Consider the following 21,682-nt stretch of genomic DNA (forward strand, 5'->3'; position numbering starts at 1 on the left):
TTTAAAATCCGTTTAATTCTGCCTAATCTGTGTTTTCTGTGTTCGAAAAAGAGTTTAGGGCTTTCGCACCCACACAAAAATTGCCGTAGAAAGAAAGGGGAATTTTGTCGTATCATTTTTGAAAATCCACTTCAAAAGCCACCTTTTTAAAGCCGATTCGGGCAAAACATCTAAGGGGGCAGTAACATATTGCATCTCCACTACTTCCAAGCCCGCCTTTTCTAACACCGCCTTGATGCGTTTGCGTGTGTAGATGCGTGCATTTGCCCAACGCTCGTGCAGGGGCGTAGGCAACCAAGAGAAAAATGGTACGCGATTCCAAGGCAGCAGCGGCAACTTTGCGCCATGCGTTTCGAAAATCCACCATTTATTGGGGACAGAAATTGCGCCTAAGCCGCCCTTTTTTAGTGTTTGGGCATAAAAGCGCACACTTTCCTCCGAATTGAGATGCTCGATGACTTCAAAGCTAATGAGCCTATCAAATTCTTCAAAGGGAGTTTCTCTTTCTACGTCAAAAACGCGAAAAGTGGCATTTTCTACCCCTAATTCACGTCTGTATTTTTCAAAAAGGGGCGCGTGTCCCTCAAAAATTTCGATACCTACGCCTTTTTGAAAAGCAGGCGCAACCTGCAAAAGCGTCGCGCCTGCCCCACAGCCAATTTCTATCAAAGAGTAGCCTTTCCCAAAAAAATCGGGCATCGTGTGCAAAAGCCGAATCCTGCGGCTGATGATTTTGTCGGCAAAATCGGCGGGTCTGCCCAAATAATGCCCTTCTTGGAAAAGGCTTTTTTCTACTTTTGTCATAAATAAAGCGTATCTATTAGCAACCTATTTTTTGCCCCCTAAGCCGCGCAACTTGTCCTTGACCTTGTTTTTGACATCGTTGGCTTTTTCTTCTACCTTGTCTTTGAGCGTTTCGTTGGGAGCAGCCTTTTGGGTAGAATCGCTTTTTTGTGTGGTAGAATCGGTTGCGCTTTTATTGCCGCCGAAGAGGTCAGAAACTAAGTTTTGAAGGGCATTTCCTGCCTGTGCCTTTATCAAATCTTGGGTAGATTTTTTGTCTAAGGTCAGAATGGGTTTTTGGTATGTGCCTGCCAAGTTGAAATTGAGCTGCACGCGCTCGCCCTTGATGTCGTTGGCGTTCAGACCTGTCCAGCCGTTGAGTTTTGAAACGACTTCTTCTTTGGGAACATCAAGCAAGACCTTGTATTGTAGGCTGCCATCTGCGCCTACGTCGCCTGCCAATCCTACCTTGTATTGTGCTAAGGCTACCTCGAAAGGCTCTGTTTTGAGTCTGCCATTCTCTATTTTGGTCTTGACTATCAGGTCTTTAAATTGCGAATTGCGAATTTTTTGGATACTTGTAAAATTGCTAATCGCTTCTACGGCAGGTAGGTTGTCTTTGAAGGCTGCATCAATGACGCGCATTACGCCTTGCCCCGAAAGGGTTGTGAAATCAGGCATGAGGTCTTGATTGAGAACGCCTGCTAATTGGAAATTTTGTAGCGAAAAAGTCCCTTCCAAATGCTGCATGATAGGCGCAAAGGTTTGCAGGGTAGAAAAGGCGGTGAAAGCCTCGCCGATATTTGCCTCTGCGATGTCGATGTTGAAGGCAAAAAGCGGTTTTTCCAAATCCTGTGTATTGTAGCTGCCGCCCATAGTGAATTTGCCCCCTGCGGCTTCAAAGGTCATGGGTGTGAAATTGATTTCGCCATCTTTGATGCGTACTGTGCCTTGCGCATTTTTGAGCGTTAGGTTATCGTACAAAACTTTTTCTATTTGCGCTTGGAAGGTAAAGTCGAGGTCTTTGGGAACTTCTACTACGCCACTGACCGAATCGGCTTGGCTTGCAGTGCTGCCGTTAGCGGTATTTTGAGCGGTAGCGGTGCTGTTTTCTTCTTCGCTCATCCATTCATTGGTATCGAAGACCTTGCTTTGCAGGGTCATATTGCCACGCAAAATGGCTGTTCCTTCTTTCAGACCCGCCATGCTAAGTCCGTAGGCTAAATAATTGTACAAAGCCCCTTGTAATTTGATGTCGCTTTTGCCCAAAAAGCCGTCAAATTGGTTGAGCTTCATCTCTTTGGGGGTGAAAGTTAGGTCGGCTTGGCTAATGCGCAGACCTTGTGGCAGGTCGGTGGAAAGGTATTCCAAGTTTTTGACGCTCATGCGCCCCTGTGTAGGCAGTTTTTCGTAGGCTTCGGCTTCGAGGGCAGCCAAATTGCCCTGTGTCTGAATGTCTGCATCAAGCAAACCTTTGAGGCTCATGCCCTCTATGGGGAAGATTTTGAGCATTTTTTCCAAATCTATGCTGCCTTTGGCTTTTAGGTTGTAGCTCAAATTTTCTATGCCCTCTGTATTTCCGCTTACTTCAAAGGGCTTGTTTTCCATCGCAAAGGTGATTTTTTCTAATAAGACCGAAAGATTTTCCATCTTGCCTGTCGTATTTTTCGCCTGCGCCACTACCTCGATGTTTTCTATCGGAATGGGATAGGCTAAGGATTTGGCATAGCCATTTTGCAGGCTCATTTGCGCATCGAGGGTCGGAATTTGGGCGGTGGCTTCGTCGTATTTGCCCTTTGCGAGCAAGTTGAGCTTGTAGAGTCCCTTCAATTCGAGGCTATCCAAAGGGTAGAATTGTGAAATTTCGCCCAAATTGACTTCTGCCTTCACAAGGGCATCGATATCGTAGGTAGAAAGCCCTACAATTTTGGCTCTACCACTAACGGGATTTTTATTTGCACCACCAAAATTGAGCGAAAATTGGCGCAAGTCGGTCAGGGTATTTTCCAAATTGGGGGTGTTATTGCTGATTTGTGCATCTAAGTTGATGTTTTCGATGGCAGCAGGCAAGTTTGGATATTGCACCCTTGCCTTTTCTACCAAAAGTTTGAGTGAAAAGGTAGGGTATTTTTCGGCTTCGGTATCTAATTCGCCTTTGGCAAAGCCTTCGAAAGCCACTTTCCCTTCCGCTTTCAAATCTTCGTAGCCCTTCAAAAAGACGGCAGGCACGAGCGAAAGCAGGCTCTTGAAGGTCGTTTCTTGGGCAGCAAAGGTGAGGTCTAATTCCATTGCTTTTTCGCCTACTTTTTCGTTGGGTAGGCGCACAAATCCATCAAAACCAAAGGAAAAGTCGCTGATTTTGAAGCGGTTTTCTTTGAAGCTAAACTTCATATTGTTCATATCCATTGCCATGACCATATCGGCAGAAAGTGGGCGATTGGCTAAATAGACACTCTTGTCCATTTCTAAAAAGAGGGCTTCTATTTCGGTCTTGGTTTCTAAATCGTAAAGAGCCGACATAATTTCGCCGCTGCCTTCATGGGTTAGGTTTTGAATTTTTGCCGTAATTTTTGCCGTATCGTCTTGGTAGAAAATGTTAGCTTTTTCTACTACCCATTTTTCTAACCCTATCTGAAAAGCTGCCGTATCGCTTGGGGTTTCTGTTTGGGTTTCGGGTTCGGATTGGTAGATGTCGTAGTTGGCTTTTCCATTTTTGAGAACTCTCACCTTTACAAGTGGCTCTTTTAGATAGATGCCATAAATTTCCATCTTATCACTTAGAAGGCTGCTTACGTTGAGAGCAAGCTCAAAATCAGGCACATAGAGGAGTGTATCGCCTTCAAATTCTTCTTTGCCTATGATAGAAAGTTGTTCTAAACTTACGCTTAGTTTGGGGAAGTGGCGAAAAAAGGAGAGGTCGTAATCGGCGAAATGCAGCTTGGCAGTGAGTTTTTCATTTGCCACTTGTTGGATTTTATCGCCAATTTGTTTTTTAAAGAGCGTAGGGACGAGCAAGAGTGCGCCCAAAAAAAGGAGCAATCCGACGCCTATGCCGATTCCTATTTTTTTGATGAGTTGACTTTTTTTTGAGGACATACGAAAAAGAGTTGGGTTTGAAAAGGAGAGCGTTTTTATCCTAAGAAGAAAAACAAATTGTACCGTTTTGAAAAGTTAAAATAATAGCTTGATGATGTCGGCGGCGGCTTTGCTATCATGCACGCGCAAAATCTTCGCCCCTTTTTGTAGCGCAATCGTATTGAGGGCGATTGTACCAAAGAGAGCCTCCTGCGGACTGCCACCGAGCTTTTTATAAATCATAGACTTGCGCGAAAGTCCCACAAAAAGCGGATAGCCCAAGGTCTGGAAATATTCCAAATGTTGTAGGATTTGATAGTTTTGTTCGAGGGTTTTGGCAAAACCAAAGCCTACATCTATCAAAAGATTTTGTATGCCTTTTTCTTTGGCAAGGGCAATTTTTTCTTGAAAATACGCATAAATATCGAGAACTACATCAGCATAGTCGGTAAAATTTTGCATTGTTTGGGGAGTGCCGCGTGAGTGCATCAGCACATAAGGCACTTGCAGGGCGGCTACTGTGTTCCACATAGCGGCATCGAGGCTGCCTGCCGAAATATCATTGACCATTGCCGCGCCTGCTTCTACGGCTTCTTTGGCGATATTTGCCCTAAAAGTATCAATGGAAAGCGGTACTTCGGGAAAGTGTTTTTGTAAAATTGCGATAGCAGGCAGCACGCGCTTTTTTTCTTCTTCTTCGGAAATGTGAGCCGCGTTGGGGCGCGTAGAGTAGCCACCTACATCTAAAATCGTCGCGCCTTCTTGCAGGTGTTTTTCGGCTTTAAAGAGGAGGTCTTCCAGACTTTCTTCCAAGTGGCAACGGCTGTGGCTATAAAAAGAGTCGGGCGTGAGGTTTAGAATCGCCATCACCAGAGGCTTTTCTAAGGGGTACAATTTGCCTTTTAGTACCAAGTGTTGCGGTATTTCGAAAGGGGACATATCCAAAGGGGCTACTACTTTTGAGTGTTTGCGCAAATTTCGCTAAATTTGTTTAGATTTGGTAGGGAATATCATTTTTTTAGATTTTTACAACCCTTAAAAACAGAGCAAGATGCACAGAAAAGACAATCGGCGGCGTAGTGGCAATCAAAAAAAGGGGATTCTATGTTTATTCGGCAATGTTATTTTTGCCTTCTTGCTGACAGCGTGTGTTCCCAAAGCGCAGTATCAAGGTTTGCTTTTGGAAAAAGAAAGGCTTTTGGAAGAACAAGCACGCCTACAAAGACAAACACAGGCTCTTTTAGAAGAACAACAGACTTTCCAAAATCAGAAACAAAGCCTTGAAAATGAGGCACAAAAGGCTATTTTAGAGAAAGAAATTTTAGAAAAGCGCGTTGATAGTTTGAAGTGGGAAAACATGCGGTCGTTCGACGATTTATCATCTGCCTATGTAAGGGTTCTTGAAGCTAATGCAATGACGGAAATTTGCGACTCACTTTTAAAGGTAGCCCGAAGCGAAAATGCACGTCTGAAAAAGCAACTTTCCAAAAGCCAAGTGCAGCAACTTTCTAAAAAGGAAGCAGAGGCGCAGGCACTTTTGAAGGTATTGGAAAAGGCACTCAAAAAGTTTGAAAAGCAAAACCTAAGTCTTTCCCTACAAGAAAACAAAATTCATATTCTTTTGCCCGACAACGCACTTTTTGCCTTAGCAAGCATAGAGATAGAGCGCGAGGGAAGCACGATTTTGAAAGAAATCGCCAAAATATTATCTGAAAAAAAGAACCTTTTTATCCGCATCGAGGGGCATACCGATAACATTCCCGTTACGAACAAGACCCTGCCTTTTTCCGATAACTGGGATTTGAGTGTGCTTAGGGCTACAGCCGTAACGCGCCTATTGATAGAGCAGGGTGTCAATCCTAAACAGGTCTTGCCTTCGGGTAGGGGGCAGCAAATCCCCCTTGTGGAAAATGATAGCCCTGAAAATCGACAAAAAAATCGCAGGATAGAGATTATTCTAAGCCCTGAATCATTTTAAAATAAAGTTTTTAAACACAAAAAATAAAAAATTGGAAAACCTACTCCCCCTTCTGATAGAAAATCTGGTGCTAATTGTGGCGGGCTTTGTGGCGGGCATTATCAATACGGTGGCAGGAAGCGGCTCGGTGCTGACCCTTTCGGCACTCTCTTTTCAGTCTGTGCCTACGGGTTTGGCAAATGGCACGAATCGCGTGGGCGTGTTGCTGCAAACTTTGGCAGGGTATCGCTCTTTGCGAAGCAGCAGCGTGGGGGTGCGCTCGCTTTGGTGGCTGATTTTGCCTACTACTTTGGGCGCAATCTTAGGGGCAGAACTTGCCATTTATTTGGGAAAAGTCAATGAGATTTGGCTCAATAGAAGTATCGGATTTACGATGCTTTTGATGCTTTTTTTGGTATTGCAAAATCCCCAACGGTGGCTCAAAGAGAGCGACAAACCCTTAGAGATTAGGGGCATCAAGAAAATAATGCTTGTTCTGCTTTTTGTCTTGGTGGGAGCGTATGGCGGCTTTGTGCAGGCAGGCGTAGGGGTGATTATGTTGGTCTTGCTTGTTGCTTTTGGGGGCTACGATATGAAAACGGCAAATGCGATAAAATTGCTGCTTACTTTTATTTTAAATATTCCTGCTTTTATTTTATTTGTCTATGAAAAACAAATCGTTTGGCAGGCGGCTTTCGTTTTGGCAATTAGTCAAGTTGTGGGAACGTGGGTAGCGGTGCGCTTCGTAACCACTCACCCAAAGGCGAACTATTGGGTGCGTTTGTTGCTTATTTTCATTCTTTTGGTCGCGATTGTGCATTTCTTGGGAATTGGCACTTGGCTTGTCCAACAATTTTGAGGGGTAGAGTTCCTACAAAGTAGAAAAAGTAAAGCGTTATAGGTTTTCTAACCTCAAAACTGTCCCCTTGTTTTCTTTCTGGTAGGATTGAAAGTATCTGGAAAATGCTTAATTTTGCCCAAACGGTAAATAAACAGTCTTTGAAGATGCAAGCAAGAACCGATACAATTATTGTGGGCAACAGTTTGAGTGTTTTGCAAAATTTGGAAAGCGAAAGTATTGACTTGGTCATTACCTCGCCGCCTTATTTTCAACAAAGAAACTATGGAAACGGCGATTTAGGTATCGGCAATGAAGACACAGAGGAGGCATATTTAGATAATATCTTGGCTGTTTTTTTCGAGTGTGTGCGAGTAGTGAAATCTACGGGGAGCATTGTCTTTAACTTGGGCGATAAGTACATCGAGGGAGCGTTGTCTTTGTTGCCCTACAAGTTCGCCATCAAAGCAACTGAAAATAAGTCTGTTTTTTTAATCAATCAAATTACTTGGTCAAAACTAAACCCAACGCCCCGACAGGATAGGCGTAAGTTGATACAAGCGACTGAACCTTTTTTCGTTTTTGCCAAGTCTAAAAATTATTATTTTGACTTAGAAAACTATTTAAAGCATTTAGACGACTTTAATAAAGCAAGCAGGGGCAAGCCCACAGAAAAATTAGGCAAACAATATTTCGACATCATTGACAAATCCGATTTAAGTGAGCTGCAAAAAGAAAATGCTCGCAAAGCCCTACAAGATGCAATTCTATTGGTTCAGAAAGGCGAAATTGATAGTTTTCGAATGAAAATAAAAGGCGTTCACAAGGAGGCTTATGGAGGAATGGAAGGGGGCAGGAATAACCAAATCCGTAATAATGGTTTTACAGTGATTAAAATTTTGGGTAATAAGCTAAAAAAAGATATTATAGAAAGCCCTGTTGAAATAACCAAAGACAATGCACACCCTGCGGTTTATCCTCTCTATATCATACAGGAACTCATAAAATTACTAAGTAAAGAAAATGATTTGGTTTTAGACCCTTTTTGCGGAAGTGGTACTACCTGCCTTGCCGCCAAAAATCTAAAACGTCGTTATTTGGGCATTGAAATCAATCCCGAATACGTGAATTTAGCAAATGAACGGTTAAAACAATCTCTAACTCTTACCCAAGAACTATTTTTATGACAGAAAAAGAGGTTTTAGTAGAAGCCTATAAAATGGCTCAAAATTTAGATTTTGGCACAGTTTCAAACAATATCAAATAAGAAATTGATATACTAATTGATAAAATAGATAGTAATAAATCTCTTGTTTCTGCCTTAGTAACAAGCCTCGTTAAGAAAATTTGTAGCCCTACCCAAGACATTCGTCTGCACAGAATAGATTTTGAAAATGGCTATTCAGCAAGGGTATTAGACACACAAGTTACCTTGCCCTTTTTTAAAGATAATTTTCCAAAATATGCCAACAAAGAGAGTTCCTTTCTGACTTTATCAACAAGAGAGCGTATCAGATGGACAAAAGAAGAAGGAGCAAATCTCAAAATTCGCGATAAAAAACTGAAAGTTTCTTTTTTGAATGTTTTTGAGCAAATTGAAGAAGAAAAAGCGAACCCCAAAGATTATTTAAACTATATTTTTGCAAAATTAATTGCACTTTCAGAAAAGGATAAAGTGCTTTTTGAGCGTGCAAAGGCACACAGTAAAAAGGTGGCGACTTTGAATATCCATCTGATTATCAAGATGTTGGAAGCACACTTTAAAACAGAACAAAGTTCTCGTCTGCCTGTGGTAGCCATTTATGCGATTTATGAAATATTGCTTCCCAAATTCGCAAGATACAAAAACAAAAGACTTCTGCCCTTAGAGGTTCATACTTCGTCGGATAAACACGGATTTGGGGACATTGAGGTTTATACAACTGATAATAAACCTTTTGAAATTGTAGAAATCAAACACAATATTCAAATAAATAAGCATTTAATTTTTGATATTGCAAAGAAAACACAAAAGGTAAAAATTGATAGATACTACATTCTGACAACATCTACAAATGGTTTTGAAAGTGTCGAAAGTGAAAAAGAAGTTACAGACTATATCTTGGAACTAAAAAAAACGCAGGGAATTGACATCATAGCCAATGGAATTATTACAACACTAAAATATTATTTGCGCTTTATAGATGATTATCAAGAATTTGTAGATGCTTATACCAAAAACTTAATTAAAGACGCGAAAAGTTCTACTGAAATCAAAAACTTTCATTTGGAAAAGTGGATAAAAATATTGAAGGATAACAACTTTTCTTCAACTTAAAAACAAACTTATCTATCAATCGCATAAAACCCTTCCCTTTCTTAGAAAACCATAGGTCGATAGGGCGGCGAAAAAATGCGCCAAAATATAGGTTTTTGAAAACAACTTCGCAGTGCGAGGGGTGAGAAGTTATCAAAATGCGCTCGCCCATTTTAGCGTAGGCAGGTGTGCGCCTTGTTTTCTTTCTAATAGGATTTTCCTACCTCGATTTGGGTTTCAATTTAGACATAAAAAGACAGATTCATAGGAAAAGTGTTTTTTTTAAGTTTGGTAGTCTGGCTTTTTTCTAAATTTTTATATCGTTTATCGCGCCCTACGCCAAATAGAAAGGCAGTGGATTGAAAAAGTAAGTACATCAGGCTAAAAAGAAAAGAAAAGTATTGCGAATTAGATAGAAGAGCCGTAACTTTGCAACCCTAAAAGCCTTGATTATTAGGTTATTACTCAAAATTTAACAATTCTAAGCAAGTGACCAAAGCAGATATTATCGCTGAAATAACACAAAGAACGGGACTCGGCAAGGAGGGCGTTCAGCAAATCGTAGAAGAATTCTTCGAAGTGGTGAAGGAAAAGATGGAAGAGGGCGATAGCCTCTATGTGCGCGGTTTCGGCAGCTTTGTCAATAAATACAGAGCGCGTAAGCAGGCGCGTGATATAGCCAAAGGCGAGCCTATCTGGATTGACGCACATTACGTTCCCAGCTTCAAACCTTCTAAGACCTTCATCGAGCGCATCAAAAACAACGACAAGATGTTGGCACAAGCCGCTACACGCTCGCAGGAAACTGCCAAGCCGATGAAACAGAGCAGCAAAACCACTTCTAAAACTTTGAAAGCCTAATCCTATGCGCCGTCCGCAATATCTCTTATCGGGCGTGGCTTTGTTGGCTATCCTACTTTTGGCTTTCCTGCCAAAAGGTGTGCTAAAAAAAGAAGGCACAGAAGTAGCAGCAAAACAGACGCAAACTGCCACAGAAACGCCTCAAAATCAGGCACATAACAAAGAACTTGCCCCTGCCGAACAAGCCAAGTTGGAACAGTGGAAAACAGATTTTGCCCAAAGTCAGAGCCTCGAAACGGCACAGGTCTGGGCAGACTCGGTAGCACAACTCTACACCCTTGCCCAACAGCTCGATAGTGCAGCCGCGATATACGACCGTTTGGCGACGCGCTTTCCTTCGGATAGCACGCACCTACGCGCCGCGCGTGCCTACTACGAGGGAGTGCGTTTTATGTTGCAGCAGCAGACCGTAGCCCAGATGTCGGAGAAGGCGCAAAGCTATTATCAGGTCTTTCTCGAAAAACAAGACCCCAAAAGCCCTATCGCTTTGGAAGCACAAGCGGAATTGGCAATGACCTACATGCGCACCAGCACGCCCATGAAAGGGGTTGCGCTTTTGCGTCAGAATTTGGAAATCAACCCCAAACATCTCACGACTCTCGAAAACTTAGGGCTTCTCTCTATGGAATCGGGGCAGTACCAAAAAGCAGTCGATTATTTCCAACAAGTATGTGAATTAAAGCCCAACGATTTGTACGCCGACTTCTCCTTAGCCTCTGCCTACGCACAGGCAGGGAAAAAGGAACTTGCGCGTCCGCTCTTGGAAGGTATCGTGGCAAAAAGCACCGACCCCGCCCTTATCAACGCCGCTAAAAGTTATTTAGAACAATTCTAAAAAAGGACTTTTGTGCAGCAAGATACTGCCGCTTTTGGGGTGAGTACGTATCCTACTTACACACTATTTTGTGGCTAAATACCTGATTTAGAAGAAGTTGTTTCGCCCTGCTAACGGCAGTTTGTTGGTTTTTGAAAAGGCTTACGCAAAAAAACAAATTTCGTAAGTTCAGGTGAAAGTTGTATCTTTGCTATTTGTAATGCTTTGGGTGCAAAATTGTACCCTTACGCTAATACATTACCCCAAAAACGCTCTGTTTGCCTTTCAAAGGCTCTTAGAACTGCAATTCCGTTTCTATTCATAAATCTATTATTCATATCAAAACCATTCAAAATTATGCCTTGTGGAAAAAAACGCAAAAGACATAAAATCGCTACGCACAAACGCAAGAAGCGTCTTCGTAAGAACCGCCATAAGAAAAAATAAGTAGCACCTGCTCCTTATGACGCTTTGTCCCAAGTTCGAAGCTTTGCCAAAGCCTGCCTTGCAGCCCTGCTTTGGCAAAGTCGTATAGTTTTATACCTTCCAACTTGTCCCGAAAAGCACGCCCTTGTATCCAAACGTGGACACAACCCCTGCTTTTCCTTTGCATGCAATTCTTAGGCTATCATCTTTAAACGATTCAATACCTTGAGCAGCGAGTTAGTTATCAATACTACCGAAACAGGTGGTAGAATCGCGCTTTTGCGAGATAGAAATCTGGTTGAATTTCATTACGATGATAGTGGCAAAAAATTTACAGTAGGAGATATTATTTTGGGTACGGTGCGCCGTACTGTGCCTGGGCTAAATGCCGCATTCGTAGATATCGGACACGAAAAAGATGCCTTCTTGCATTATCTGGATTTAGGTCCTCAATTTCGTTCCCTCTCTAAATACGTACAAATGGTACGTTTAGGACAAATTAGCGACAAGCTCTACACGCCAAAAGTGCTTAAAGAAGAGCCTATTGATAAGTTGGGCAAAATCGGCGACCTCATCAAAGCAGGGCAGCCCATTTTGGTACAAATTATCAAAGAGCCAATTTCTACCAAAGGTCCGCGTCTGGCGGCACACCTCTCTATTGCAGGACGCTACTTAGTCTTAGTTCCCTTCGACGAGCGCGTGCTGGTTTCGCGCAAAATTACCAACAAAAACGAGCGCAAACGCCTACAACGCCTGATGGATTCAGTCAAGCCCGAAGGTTTTGGCGTAATCGTCAGAACGGTAGCCGAAAATAGAGAAATTGCCGAGCTTGAGCGCGACTTGCAAGACCTCACCCAAAAATGGCGAGTGGGCATGCAAAAGTTAGAAAAGGCGCGTTTCAACGATAAAGTTATCGGTGAAATGAACCGTGCCAATTCTATCCTGCGCGACATCTTGAACGAGAGTTTTGATAGCATCATCGTCGATAACGACGAAACCTACGATACTATCAAAGACTTTATCCGCCAAATTGCCCCCGACAAAGAGAAAATCGTCCGTTATTATACAGGGCGTGCCAAAATCTTTGAAGCCTTTGGAGTGGAAAAACAGCTCAAAATGCTCTTCGGCAAAACCGTTTCGCTGCCCTCTGGCGGCTATCTGGTCATCGAGCATACAGAAGCCTTACACGTCATCGATGTCAATAGCGGAGCGAAGGCAAGCCGCGAAGAAGACCCCGAAATGACGGCGATTAAGGTCAATTTGGAAGCCGCACGTGAAGTTGCAAGACAGCTACTATTGCGCGATATGGGTGGTATCATTGTCATCGACTTCATAGACATGCGGAGTGCAGAAAATCGAAAGCTCCTTTATAGCGAAATGAAACGCTATATGCAGCGCGATAGAGCCAAACACGCTATCCTACCGCTTTCGCGATTTGGCGTGATGCAAATCACCCGCCAACGAGTCAGACCTGAACTCAATATCGTTACCCGCGAGATTTGCCCCACCTGTGATGGGACAGGCAAAATTTCGGCAACTATCGGCGTGGCAGACCAAATTGAGGAGCGCGTAGAAGACCTCCTAACCAAACAAAACAGTAAGGGCATTACGATTGCGATGCACCCGTATCTACATGCATTTTTTACAAAAGGCTTGTACTCCAAGCAAATCAGATGGTTTTTTAAATACTTTAAGTGGGTAAAAATCCAAAAAGACACCTCTTTGGCACTCACACAGTATCACTTCTACGACCACGACGGACAAGAAATTGAAGTTTAATACCTTCCCACTGTAAAACTTTGCGCTACCCATCTCTTTCCCAGAGGTGCAAAAGCCAAACACACCTAAGCCCTCCTCTCTTTTTGGAAAGGAGGGCTTTTTTTGGGGAAACTCTAATTTTTGTAATGCTGCACAAAATCTATTGTCTTTTCCAAAGCGTATTCTATTTCGGAAAGAGAAAGGGCTTGGTCGTAATGCGCTTTTCCAATCTCACTTAAAAGAACGCCTAAAATTTGGGCATCTTCATTTTTTTTGTCTTGCAAAGCGTATCGAGCGATGGCTGAAATATCTTCTTTTTTGACAAAAATTGTAGGATAAAAATGAGAAAGTATAGTACGATTGATGGTTTCTAAATCGGCTTCCGAAAGCATTTTTTTATGGTAGGCGGCAAAATTTTCTGCCCACATGCCCCAAAAAATTGCCTCCCCATGCAAAAGTGGCGTTTGGGTTTTGAGATAAAAACTTTCTATCGCATGCCCGATTGTGTGTCCATAGTTCAAAATTTTGCGCAAGCCTTTTTCTAAGGGGTCTTGTGCTACAATCTGACTTTTTAGGGCTACTGCGGCTTTGATGTAAGTTTTCCAATGTTTTTTGTCAAATTTTTGTGTAAAAATATCAAAGAAAGCGGCTTTGTCTGCAATTAAAGTGTGTTTGATTACCTCTGCCCAGCCTGCACGAAGCTCTCTTTCAGGTAGGGTTTCCAAAAAAATGGGGTCTATACAGATTTGTGCTGCTTGCCCGAAAATGCCAATTTGATTTTTAAAATCTTGAAAATCAATGCCTAACTTTCCGCCCACAGAGGCATCTACCTGTGCCAATAGGGTTGTCGGAATTTGCCAAAAGGCGATACCTCTTTTGTATGTAGCCGCTGCAAAACCGCCCATATCCCCAACTACCCCTCCGCCTAAGTTTAGCAAAACCCCTTTTCTATCTACTCCGAATGAAGTAAGTTTTTCCCATATCTTGATACAGCTATCGAGGTTTTTGTGTTGCTCGCCCGAAGGAATTTCTATCAGTTGTAGCCTTTTAGACGACCTTGCTAAATTTTTAGATAAAGCTGGTTCTAAAATAGGCAAACAAGCCACCTTCGTATTTTCATCTACCAAGACACTCACCGAACTGTATTTTTGGAAAAAATCACTGAAAATTTTTTCCCAATTTTCTACAAAAATAATTTGACTCTGCATCATAATTAGAGAATATCTTGTTTTTTTGTCTTTTTTCTAATATAGCTCCTGCGCTCAAATGCGAAGATACGCATTTCTAAGCAAACTTAAAAAAGGCGTTTTTCTGCGATTTCTTATCATTTTTTAGAGTCAAAATATGAAAAAAAAGACATGGAACGTTTTTTGAAAATAAGCCTTCTATCTATGCGCAGCCTTTCCACAGTGGATTTGATGCCTTAGATAAGGTTGGCACATTTCTCACGTTTTGTTCGGATAAAAATGAATATTTATACAAACTTTGTATTTTCGGCAGCTTTTATTTTCTTATTCTCAATGCTTACCTCCTGTGAGAGTTCTTCCCAAGAAGAACATTCACAAAAGGTAGCAGCCGTTTTCCCTTTTCAAAATCAAGAACAAAATGATACAGAAAAAGATAAAGAAATTGAAAGACAAAGGAAATTTGTAGAAGAACTGACCAAGCGATTCGAGGATTTTCAAAGGCAGGTAAAATACGACCAAGAACGTGTAGGCAGCATAGAGCAGCGATACGATTCTTTGCTTTCTGTTTATACGGCAAGTTTGAGTGAAATACAAGAAAAGTCTAAAATTTCCTACGAACAAGAAAAAACAATTACAGAATTAAAATTAAATTTAGCCAACACAGAAAAAGCAAAAATGGAGGCAGAAAGGAGATTGCGCTATACACAAGATTCTTTGCGCTTGACAGGTGAAGGATTAGCACGACAGTATGAGCAATTAAAAAGTACAAATGAAAGTTTGAAATTAGAACTTAATAAATATAAAAAATATGTAGATAATCAAGATTTTATTTTTATGCAATGCACCTATCAACACGAGGGAAAGCAAGTCTTTTTAAAAGGAGATGTTTCGCATAAAGTTTCAGAAGTGAAAGAAATAGAAATTGATATGTTAGTAAATTTATTCAAATTAGAAGAAAAGTTAAAAAAACCGCTCTCCTCGAACTTTCAGATTGAAGTTTGGCTTTATGAAAGTGGAAAGGTTAGAGAGTCCAAACGAATCCGACTTGAAGAAGGCAAGCGCAGTTTTGTTTGGCAGCAACTTCAAGCAGGAAACTATCACTTCGAACTACGATATGAAAACGCCGTATTTTACACAGGAAACGCTTTTAAAATTGCAAACTAAATTTTTTTATTTAGTTTTATTTAGCTTCTCTTTTTATATGAAAGCGCAATCTCTTCCGCCTATTGAGTGGAAAGAGCAGGCAGCCTTTTGGCAGAAAAAAGGAGTGCAAGCATTTACCATAGATGCACAAAATCAGAAGTGGATAGGCACTGAAAATGGGCTTTATCGTGTTGATAATCAAGGCAATACAGAAGAAATTTTGCTCGCGCTTTCCACTGCCGCGCCCCCTATTTCCTTAGGTACTGTTACGGCTTTGGCTTTGGATAAGGCGCAAAATGTATGGCTGGGCAAATGCGAAACAGAGCCTAAAATTTGGTGTAAAAAAAATAATGACATTTGGGAAAGTTTTAATATAGAATTAGAAAATGAATTTTCTCATAAAAAATGTCTGATAAAAAAAATTGTGATAGACGGACAAAATAGAAAGTGGTTTCTTACTGACGGGGCAGGGCTTATTTTGCTTGAAGAGGAGAAAGGAGTGGAAAAATTGAAATATTACAATAAAAAAAATACTTTACTGAAAAGTAATGAAATAAATGACCTTTTAGTTACGGCAGGAGGTTTAGTTTGGATTGCGACGGATAATGGCTTGTTTCAACTCTATCAAGACCGATTTCTTGAACTGATGCAGTGGCAGAAACATCGCGTTCATGCCCTTACTTTGGACAAAAAAGGCGATTTATGGATTTCTACTACCCACCACAACACCCATTTTTTATACCAAAATTTCAAAAAAATAGAAAAAACAAATGATATAACTTGTCAATATTTTCAACTGCTTGCTACGGATAAAGGTTTATGGGCGGTAGGAAAAGCTCTGTATTTTTTCCCTTGTTCTGTTTCATCAAAATTAAAAATATTCAAATCTAAAAATAAAAAAGAAATAATACCAACTCCGACAGAAAACGCATTGTCTTTGCAGATAGATTTAAAGGGGCATCACTGGCTTGCGAGTGCAGATAAGGGCTTGTTTTCAGACATTGCGCCTGCATCCAACTTTTCATTTTTGGAGAAAGAAGATTTGAGCAAAATAGAAATTTCTTCTACTTTTATTTTTGATAGAAGTAGAATTTTAAAAAATAAAGAAGAATTTACACTTGATATATTGTTTTCAAAAAATAGCAATGAATTGTTAGAGCAATCTTATACTGAATTGTATAAATTGCTAAATTTGCTAAAAAATCACAAAGAATTGCGCCTTCAAATACAAGGACACACAAGCGCGACCGTAGCAGAAGGCAATCCAGAATTTAATGTGAGGCTTTCTAAGCAACGCGCCCAAGCGGTAAAGGCGTTTCTTTGTGAGCAGGGAATCGCACCCGAAAGGCTCGAAACAGTAGGTTTTGGCGATACCAAGCCCCTCGATTTGCGAAATCCCGCACGCAATAGACGTGTTTCTATTTTGATAATAGATTAAAACTACCCATAAATATCAATATAAAACGCGCGTTGTCTAACAAATTCGCCAAGCAAAAGACTGATAAAACCGTATTTGAAGACCAAAATGCTGACCTCTTTTAGGGTTTCAAGTGGCGTTTGGCTCAAAAGTGCGGCAAGGGGAGCTAAGAGTAGCCACGCCGTCAGCACGCCAAGCAGGGCGAGAATGAATTTAGAGCCAAAATTTTTAAGAAAAAGTTGCTCTTTTGTCCAAATTTTATTTGTTATTTTTTCGCTAACAATAATTAGCAGAGGTAAAATAGGAAACTGAAAAGAAAAGTATAAAATAAAAGGAAAAGTTGTAAGAAAAATAAGCGCGTAAATCCATTCATTACTTGGTAGAATGAATAAGGCAATCGCAAGCTGAACGGCAGTATGCACCCAAGCACTTTTGAAAGCAAGGGCGTGATTTTTTACAAATGTTGAAACAATTTGGAGCATATTTCGAGGGAAAAGGTAGTGAGAAGGTCGTCAAAGAACGCTACCCATAGGGGCAATTCTTTACAAGATAATCATTTTTTTGGTTAGAATTTGCGTTCCCCTTCTTATTTTGACCAAATAAAGTCCTTTTGCAAGGGCTGGCAGCGCAATTTCCACTTGATTTTGGCGCGTTTCGTAGCGTTGCTGTAAAATGGGCGTGCCGCGCAGGTCAAAAATTTCAACTTCTTCTATTTCACCCTCTAAAAAAAGAACAGAAGGCGTATGTAGCGGATTTGGATAAAGCTTTATATCAAAATTTATATTTTCCTCTGGTGGCAAACTTGTAATTTTTCCTGCTGCAAAAACAGGACGTAGGAGCAGACTACCGCGCACAATTTCATTTTTTTGCCAAGCATTTCTAACATTATAGAATAATTCTTGTCCTGAATTTGTATTTCTATCCAAACCAATCGGCAAAGGCGAATCAGTGAGTTGCTGAATCCCGATATAAAAGCTATCTTGTACGGCGATGTCGCGTGAAAGGCGCACCCTTACAAATTGGTTAGGACGGTCGGCAAATCGAACTACAATATTTTGTTGCAAAAGTACCGAATCACGCAAATTACTGCGTGCAGTATCTAATTTTTTCCACACGAAAAGATTAAAAGTTTGGTTTTCTAAAACGCCCCCCAAATCTACAAAATTGATGTCTATGTGGCTCATTTCTAAGCGATTAGGCGTATGGTAGCGGTAGGCGAGTTTGCCAAATTTCTGGTTGATGGCAGCGGCGTACTCTGCCGAGCCGTCGTCGTAGGCATAGTAGTCTTTGAAAACAATCGTTTGCGAGAGTGTGTCATTGGTGCGAAAAATGCTGTCGGGTTCGCTGGTGTTTAGTTCAAACGTATATTTTAAAGTCAAACTATCTCTATTTTGCGGCAAAAAAGCTACATAAGGCACTGCCACAAGCGGATATTGGCGTTGGCTGCCTTCGATGATGTCCGAAGTTGTGGTTTTGAGTGAGTCTTTACCCCACCAAAAGCCCAAAGTTGAACCTGTTTCTGCTTCTGAAACTCGACATTGGTAAGATAAAACATTAAAAATATTATCTAAATTATTTGCCGTTGCCCGAACGGTGTCGATGGTGAAAAGGCTGGTATCACTCCAAAAGTGGGCGTAGGGGAAGGCGGTATAAGGTTGTGTTAAAAAATTAGGATATTCACTAATTGCAATATCTAATCTGCTGCTGTCGGTAGCATTTCGGCTTTCATCAAGATAGATATAATCTAAATTCCAAGTGTCGTAAGTGCCTGATTGTCTGCCTCTTGACTTGAATTGAAAACGAAAATGACGGTGCAAAAACTGTGTTTGATTGATGGGCAAAATCACTTGCGTAAAAATACTATCGTTCAAACTAATAAAGGCTCTTTGTCGCCAAACCTCTACCCATAGGCTGTCTTCATTTTGAAATTCTAAACTCAAATAATCGTTGGGGTCTGGACGCTCACCTCTCCCTTTTAGTTGATAATAAAAACTAATAAAAATACTATCTTCTATGTTTTTTTCTGAAAGGTCTATAAAATTTGAGCGCAGGCGGTCTGTTTCGCCTTGTGCTACCAAAACGTCATTATAGAGGCTACCAAAGGCATCTACCCCGTCGAATACTGCCACATTAAAGGAAGGAGGGGCAATTCCCATATAGCCGCTAATTAGCACGGTGCTGCTATCTGCCTGCCAAAGTGTGGTGTCGGGCGTGTCGTGCTGGCGATACCAAACGCCTGTAAAGTCGTCGAAAAAGGGCAGGGTTGTAAAAATAGTATCGTTTTGGTTTAGAAAGGGAGCGCGTTCGTTTTCCGCTGTTTTGTGTAATTTCATGCCTTTTTTTGAAGGAAGTGGAACTACTTTAATTTGACCATTTATAGAAAAAATTGGACTTACTACATAAAATAGAAGACCTAAAAAGATAGAAAAGCGCAAGTACGAATGACTTTGCAAAGAAAAAAAAGCCTGCATTTTTGCAAAAAGACAAGAAAGGAAAGTCATGATTTCGAGATTGGTATTCAAAATAAAGCCAAAAGGATAAAGCCAAAAGGTATGGATAGAACGCAGCCTACACGCACCCATGTTGCAAAAATAAGATTTTCTTTTGTGAAAAAGGCATAAGGGCTTTGCTTTTGTCGCTGTGTTTGTAATAAAAATAGCGACCTACAAAAGTAAGTCGCTATTTGATACTGAAAATAAGATAATTTGTTCATTAAATTTATCTTACTTATCACTCCTTCACAATCTTAACCGTTTGCTGCATCTGGTCTGAAACAATTTGCAACGTATAAACGGCATTGGCAAATTTGCCCAAATCGAGGCTTACCTCTTGCGCATTTGTCCAAGTTTGGCGCAAAAGTTCTCTGCCCAAAGCATCATATAGGCGAATTTGCAACTCTTTTTGGCTCGCTTCAAAACGCAACGTTACGCGGTCTTGGGTAGGATTTGGGAAAATGCTAAATCCCTGATTTTCAGGAATTTCCTCCTCACCCAAAGTAATCGCTGCAAAGGTTTTGCTACGCGAAGCCGTCTGACAATCCTGACCATAGGTAGCCAAAACGCGATAACTGCCGTTTTGTGTAGGTGTAAAAATCAACTGATTTTCCGAACCTGATACACTTACAAATTCACCATTTGTACCCAAATTTCTATCTAAAATTTGCCATACAAAAGGGACGTTTTCGGAAAGTGTCGCTTCCAAAACATTGCCATTTTGCGCAATGCGAATGGCAGGCGCAACATAGCTAAGTAGCTCAAATTCAGCCGATTCTACGCTACAAGGGGCGTTCGGTGTAAAAACGCGAACTTTGTAAATTCCACCAGCATTTACTTCAACACTTGAACCAGAAAGCGGCAATCTACTATCATCTAAGAACCAATAATAGCTCGCACCTGCCACTTGTGGCACACTCAAAATCGCAGTTTCACCTTCGCAAATCGCTGTTTTTGAGGCAGTTAAATTGACAGAAGGTGGGAAGTTCAAAATCTCGATGCGTCTTTCGCTTGTCGCAAAGCAGCCCAAAAGATTGTCCGTAACTTTCAACACATAAACGCCTGTTTCTAAGGCATTTACCGTTGCAGAAGTGCCTAAAACAATACCATTCAAAGACCATTCGTAGCTTACCGCTGCATCAGGATTTGATTGTGCTGCTGCACTCAAAACTGTTTCTAAGCAGAAACGAACCGCATTGTTTTGGGTTTGAATCGCAGCCAAAGGTGCAACCTTCAAACGCACACGAATAGGTGCAGATTCTACCATACAGTTGCCACGAATGACTACAAATTGATACAATCCGCTGACTTTTGCCTGCAAAGAAGGTAAGTTTTCACCTCCCAAAATAAAACCATTGAGTTTCCAAGCATAACGCGCTCCTGCCGTTTCTTCGCCTTGTAAGGTTACGAAACTTTCGCAGCTAAGAAGTTCATTATCAGCCGATAAGCTATTCAAAATTCGCGCTTCGTAGGCTTCATTCACTAAGGCAATAACAGGCACTTTTGCCCCTTCCTGAGCCAATTCGAAGATGCTCACAAAGTAAGTTTTGCTTTCGGTTAGGATTGGCGTTTCGAAAATACCATTTGCACTTTCAAAAATAGGTGTAGTGTCGGTTTCGTTTTCATACCAACGATAAACGCCCTGCCAATCTGTTTTACCTGATACGGAAAGTACCACTCTACCACTGCCACAAACTTCGCGAACTGATTCGAGGCTTGCTGCAATCGGCAAAGTGCGAGCGCGAACGGCTACTTCTTGTGTATTGGCATTAGAAAAGCCCGAACCGCAAAGCGTTTTGAGTTGGAAACGGTACAAAGTGCTATGATTTAGCCCTTCTACGACAAAAGAGTTTTGTGGAGCTAAAACACTGGCTATAAAGTCATTACCACTTCTAATTTCTACACGCTCGACACCGTTAGGCAAATCCCAAGTGAGCAAAATAGAATTTGAAGAAAGCGGAGTCGCTACTGCATTTTCTACTTCGGGGCAAGGCGTTGATGCACCGCCACCGTTGCCTGAATTTAGGAAAGAAACTTGCAAATCGTTGCGTGTAGAGCCTACAATCGTGGCAGCACTACCCGAAGTAAAGGCAGCATTTTGGAAAACAACTGTCAAATCCGTTACATTTTCATTTGGCGTATGCGGATTAGCATTTCCTAACAAAGAAAACACTAAGGTCTGGTCATCGATTTTGATAATCTCTGCCGTCAGACCTGTGGGAATGTTTGTAACTGAAACCCAACCATTTGCCACAAAATCATCGCCATTTGCACCTGCGAAAATGGGACAAGGAGCAGTTATCGTAATGCTATTGCCCATCTGACCCGAAGTAGGCGTACTTTCGGTGAAAGTTGAGGTAGAATAGTTTAGAGTACCTGCAAAACTTACACTTACAACTTGCGTAGCCGTAGCGGTATTTCCGCTTCCGTCTGTGATAGTCCAAGTAACGGTGGTTGCGCCAAGTGGGAAAGTAGCAGGTGCGTTATTTGCAACTGTAAAAGTACAGTTATCGGTAGCCGTCGGCGTTCCCAAAACCACACTCGAAGCGGTGCAAAGTCCAGCGTCGGTATTCACACTAACAGCAGCAGGGGCGGTAATGGTCGGATTTTGGTTATCCGTAACGGTTACGATTTG

General features: G+C 41.4%; 16 protein-coding genes and 1 pseudogene. 9 read left to right on the top strand and 8 right to left on the bottom strand.

What is annotated here, in order from left to right:
* Positions 1 to 54: 54 nt before the first annotated feature.
* From G500_RS0118720 to folP, 3 genes are all read right to left on the bottom strand, one after another.
* Positions 55 to 804, bottom strand: coding sequence for a class I SAM-dependent methyltransferase (locus G500_RS0118720; protein ID WP_027003651.1), 750 nt, complete (start codon positions 802 to 804; stop codon positions 55 to 57).
* Positions 805 to 828: 24 nt separating this feature from the next.
* Positions 829 to 3,879, bottom strand: a complete 3,051-nt coding sequence (locus G500_RS0118725) for an AsmA-like C-terminal region-containing protein (RefSeq protein ID WP_027003652.1) — start codon at positions 3,877 to 3,879, stop codon at positions 829 to 831.
* Positions 3,880 to 3,954: 75 nt separating this feature from the next.
* Positions 3,955 to 4,833 carry a dihydropteroate synthase gene (folP, locus tag G500_RS0118730; RefSeq protein ID WP_245574511.1) on the bottom strand — a complete coding sequence of 293 codons (879 nt, stop codon included), beginning with the start codon at positions 4,831 to 4,833 and terminating at the stop codon, positions 3,955 to 3,957.
* Positions 4,834 to 4,909: 76 nt separating this feature from the next.
* Here folP and G500_RS25295 point away from each other — a divergent pair, with 76 nt between their 5' ends.
* From G500_RS25295 to G500_RS0118770, 6 genes and pseudogenes are all read left to right on the top strand, one after another.
* On the top strand, positions 4,910 to 5,836 hold the full coding sequence (locus G500_RS25295; protein WP_051203891.1) for an OmpA family protein: 927 nt from the start codon (positions 4,910 to 4,912) through the stop codon (positions 5,834 to 5,836).
* A 31-nt stretch (positions 5,837 to 5,867) separates the two neighbouring features.
* A complete protein-coding gene (locus G500_RS0118740) occupies positions 5,868 to 6,674 on the top strand; it encodes a sulfite exporter TauE/SafE family protein (protein WP_027003654.1) in 807 nt (268 codons plus the stop codon).
* Between the two features lie 104 nt (positions 6,675 to 6,778).
* Positions 6,779 to 7,840 carry a DNA-methyltransferase gene (locus G500_RS0118745; protein WP_051203893.1) on the top strand — a complete coding sequence of 354 codons (1,062 nt, stop codon included), beginning with the start codon at positions 6,779 to 6,781 and terminating at the stop codon, positions 7,838 to 7,840.
* A 245-nt stretch (positions 7,841 to 8,085) separates the two neighbouring features.
* Positions 8,086 to 8,970 (top strand): hypothetical protein, encoded by an 885-nt coding sequence (locus G500_RS0118755; protein WP_027003656.1) that lies wholly within the window; start codon positions 8,086 to 8,088, stop codon positions 8,968 to 8,970.
* A 450-nt stretch (positions 8,971 to 9,420) separates the two neighbouring features.
* Positions 9,421 to 9,810: pseudogene (locus G500_RS24240) on the top strand (HU family DNA-binding protein); the annotation flags it as partial.
* Between the two features lie 4 nt (positions 9,811 to 9,814).
* Positions 9,815 to 10,645 carry a tetratricopeptide repeat protein gene (locus tag G500_RS0118770; protein ID WP_027003657.1) on the top strand — a complete coding sequence of 277 codons (831 nt, stop codon included), beginning with the start codon at positions 9,815 to 9,817 and terminating at the stop codon, positions 10,643 to 10,645.
* 373 nt (positions 10,646 to 11,018) lie between these two features.
* On the opposite strand, the gene G500_RS26205 is transcribed toward G500_RS0118770, so the two are convergent.
* On the bottom strand, positions 11,019 to 11,174 hold the full coding sequence (locus G500_RS26205; protein WP_169514673.1) for a hypothetical protein: 156 nt from the start codon (positions 11,172 to 11,174) through the stop codon (positions 11,019 to 11,021).
* Between the two features lie 101 nt (positions 11,175 to 11,275).
* Here G500_RS26205 and G500_RS0118780 point away from each other — a divergent pair, with 101 nt between their 5' ends.
* Positions 11,276 to 12,829: an Rne/Rng family ribonuclease gene (locus G500_RS0118780; protein ID WP_027003659.1), complete on the top strand. Its 1,554-nt coding sequence runs from the start codon at positions 11,276 to 11,278 to the stop codon at positions 12,827 to 12,829.
* Positions 12,830 to 12,942: 113 nt separating this feature from the next.
* Here the strand turns inward: G500_RS0118780 and aroB are convergent, their stop codons facing one another.
* On the bottom strand, positions 12,943 to 14,019 hold the full coding sequence (gene aroB, locus G500_RS0118785; RefSeq protein ID WP_051203896.1) for a 3-dehydroquinate synthase: 1,077 nt from the start codon (positions 14,017 to 14,019) through the stop codon (positions 12,943 to 12,945).
* Positions 14,020 to 14,328: 309 nt separating this feature from the next.
* On the opposite strand from aroB, the gene G500_RS26085 reads away from it, so the two are divergent.
* Both G500_RS26085 and G500_RS24245 read left to right on the top strand, forming a co-directional pair.
* Positions 14,329 to 15,159, top strand: a complete 831-nt coding sequence (locus tag G500_RS26085; protein WP_211220178.1) for a hypothetical protein — start codon at positions 14,329 to 14,331, stop codon at positions 15,157 to 15,159.
* Entirely contained in the window at positions 15,110 to 16,576 is a 1,467-nt protein-coding gene (locus tag G500_RS24245) for an OmpA family protein (protein ID WP_035758109.1), read from the top strand. The genes G500_RS26085 and G500_RS24245 overlap by 50 nt, the downstream gene beginning before the upstream one ends.
* Before the next feature lie 2 nt (positions 16,577 to 16,578).
* Here G500_RS24245 and G500_RS0118800 read toward each other — a convergent pair whose 3' ends face one another.
* The 3 genes from G500_RS0118800 to G500_RS0118810 form a co-directional block, all read right to left on the bottom strand.
* Positions 16,579 to 17,037 carry a hypothetical protein gene (locus tag G500_RS0118800; RefSeq protein WP_027003662.1) on the bottom strand — a complete coding sequence of 153 codons (459 nt, stop codon included), beginning with the start codon at positions 17,035 to 17,037 and terminating at the stop codon, positions 16,579 to 16,581.
* Positions 17,038 to 17,097: 60 nt separating this feature from the next.
* The gene (locus G500_RS0118805; protein WP_161626160.1) at positions 17,098 to 18,888 is read right to left on the bottom strand and encodes a T9SS type A sorting domain-containing protein; all 1,791 of its coding nucleotides are present in this window, start codon (positions 18,886 to 18,888) and stop codon (positions 17,098 to 17,100) included.
* A gap of 397 nt (positions 18,889 to 19,285) precedes the next feature.
* A partial coding sequence (locus G500_RS0118810) for a T9SS type A sorting domain-containing protein (RefSeq protein ID WP_161626161.1) occupies positions 19,286 to 21,682 on the bottom strand: 2,397 nt, incomplete at its 5' end.

It is taken from the genome of Hugenholtzia roseola DSM 9546 (assembly GCF_000422585.1).
GTDB classification, from domain to species: Bacteria; Bacteroidota; Bacteroidia; order Cytophagales; family Bernardetiaceae; genus Hugenholtzia; species Hugenholtzia roseola.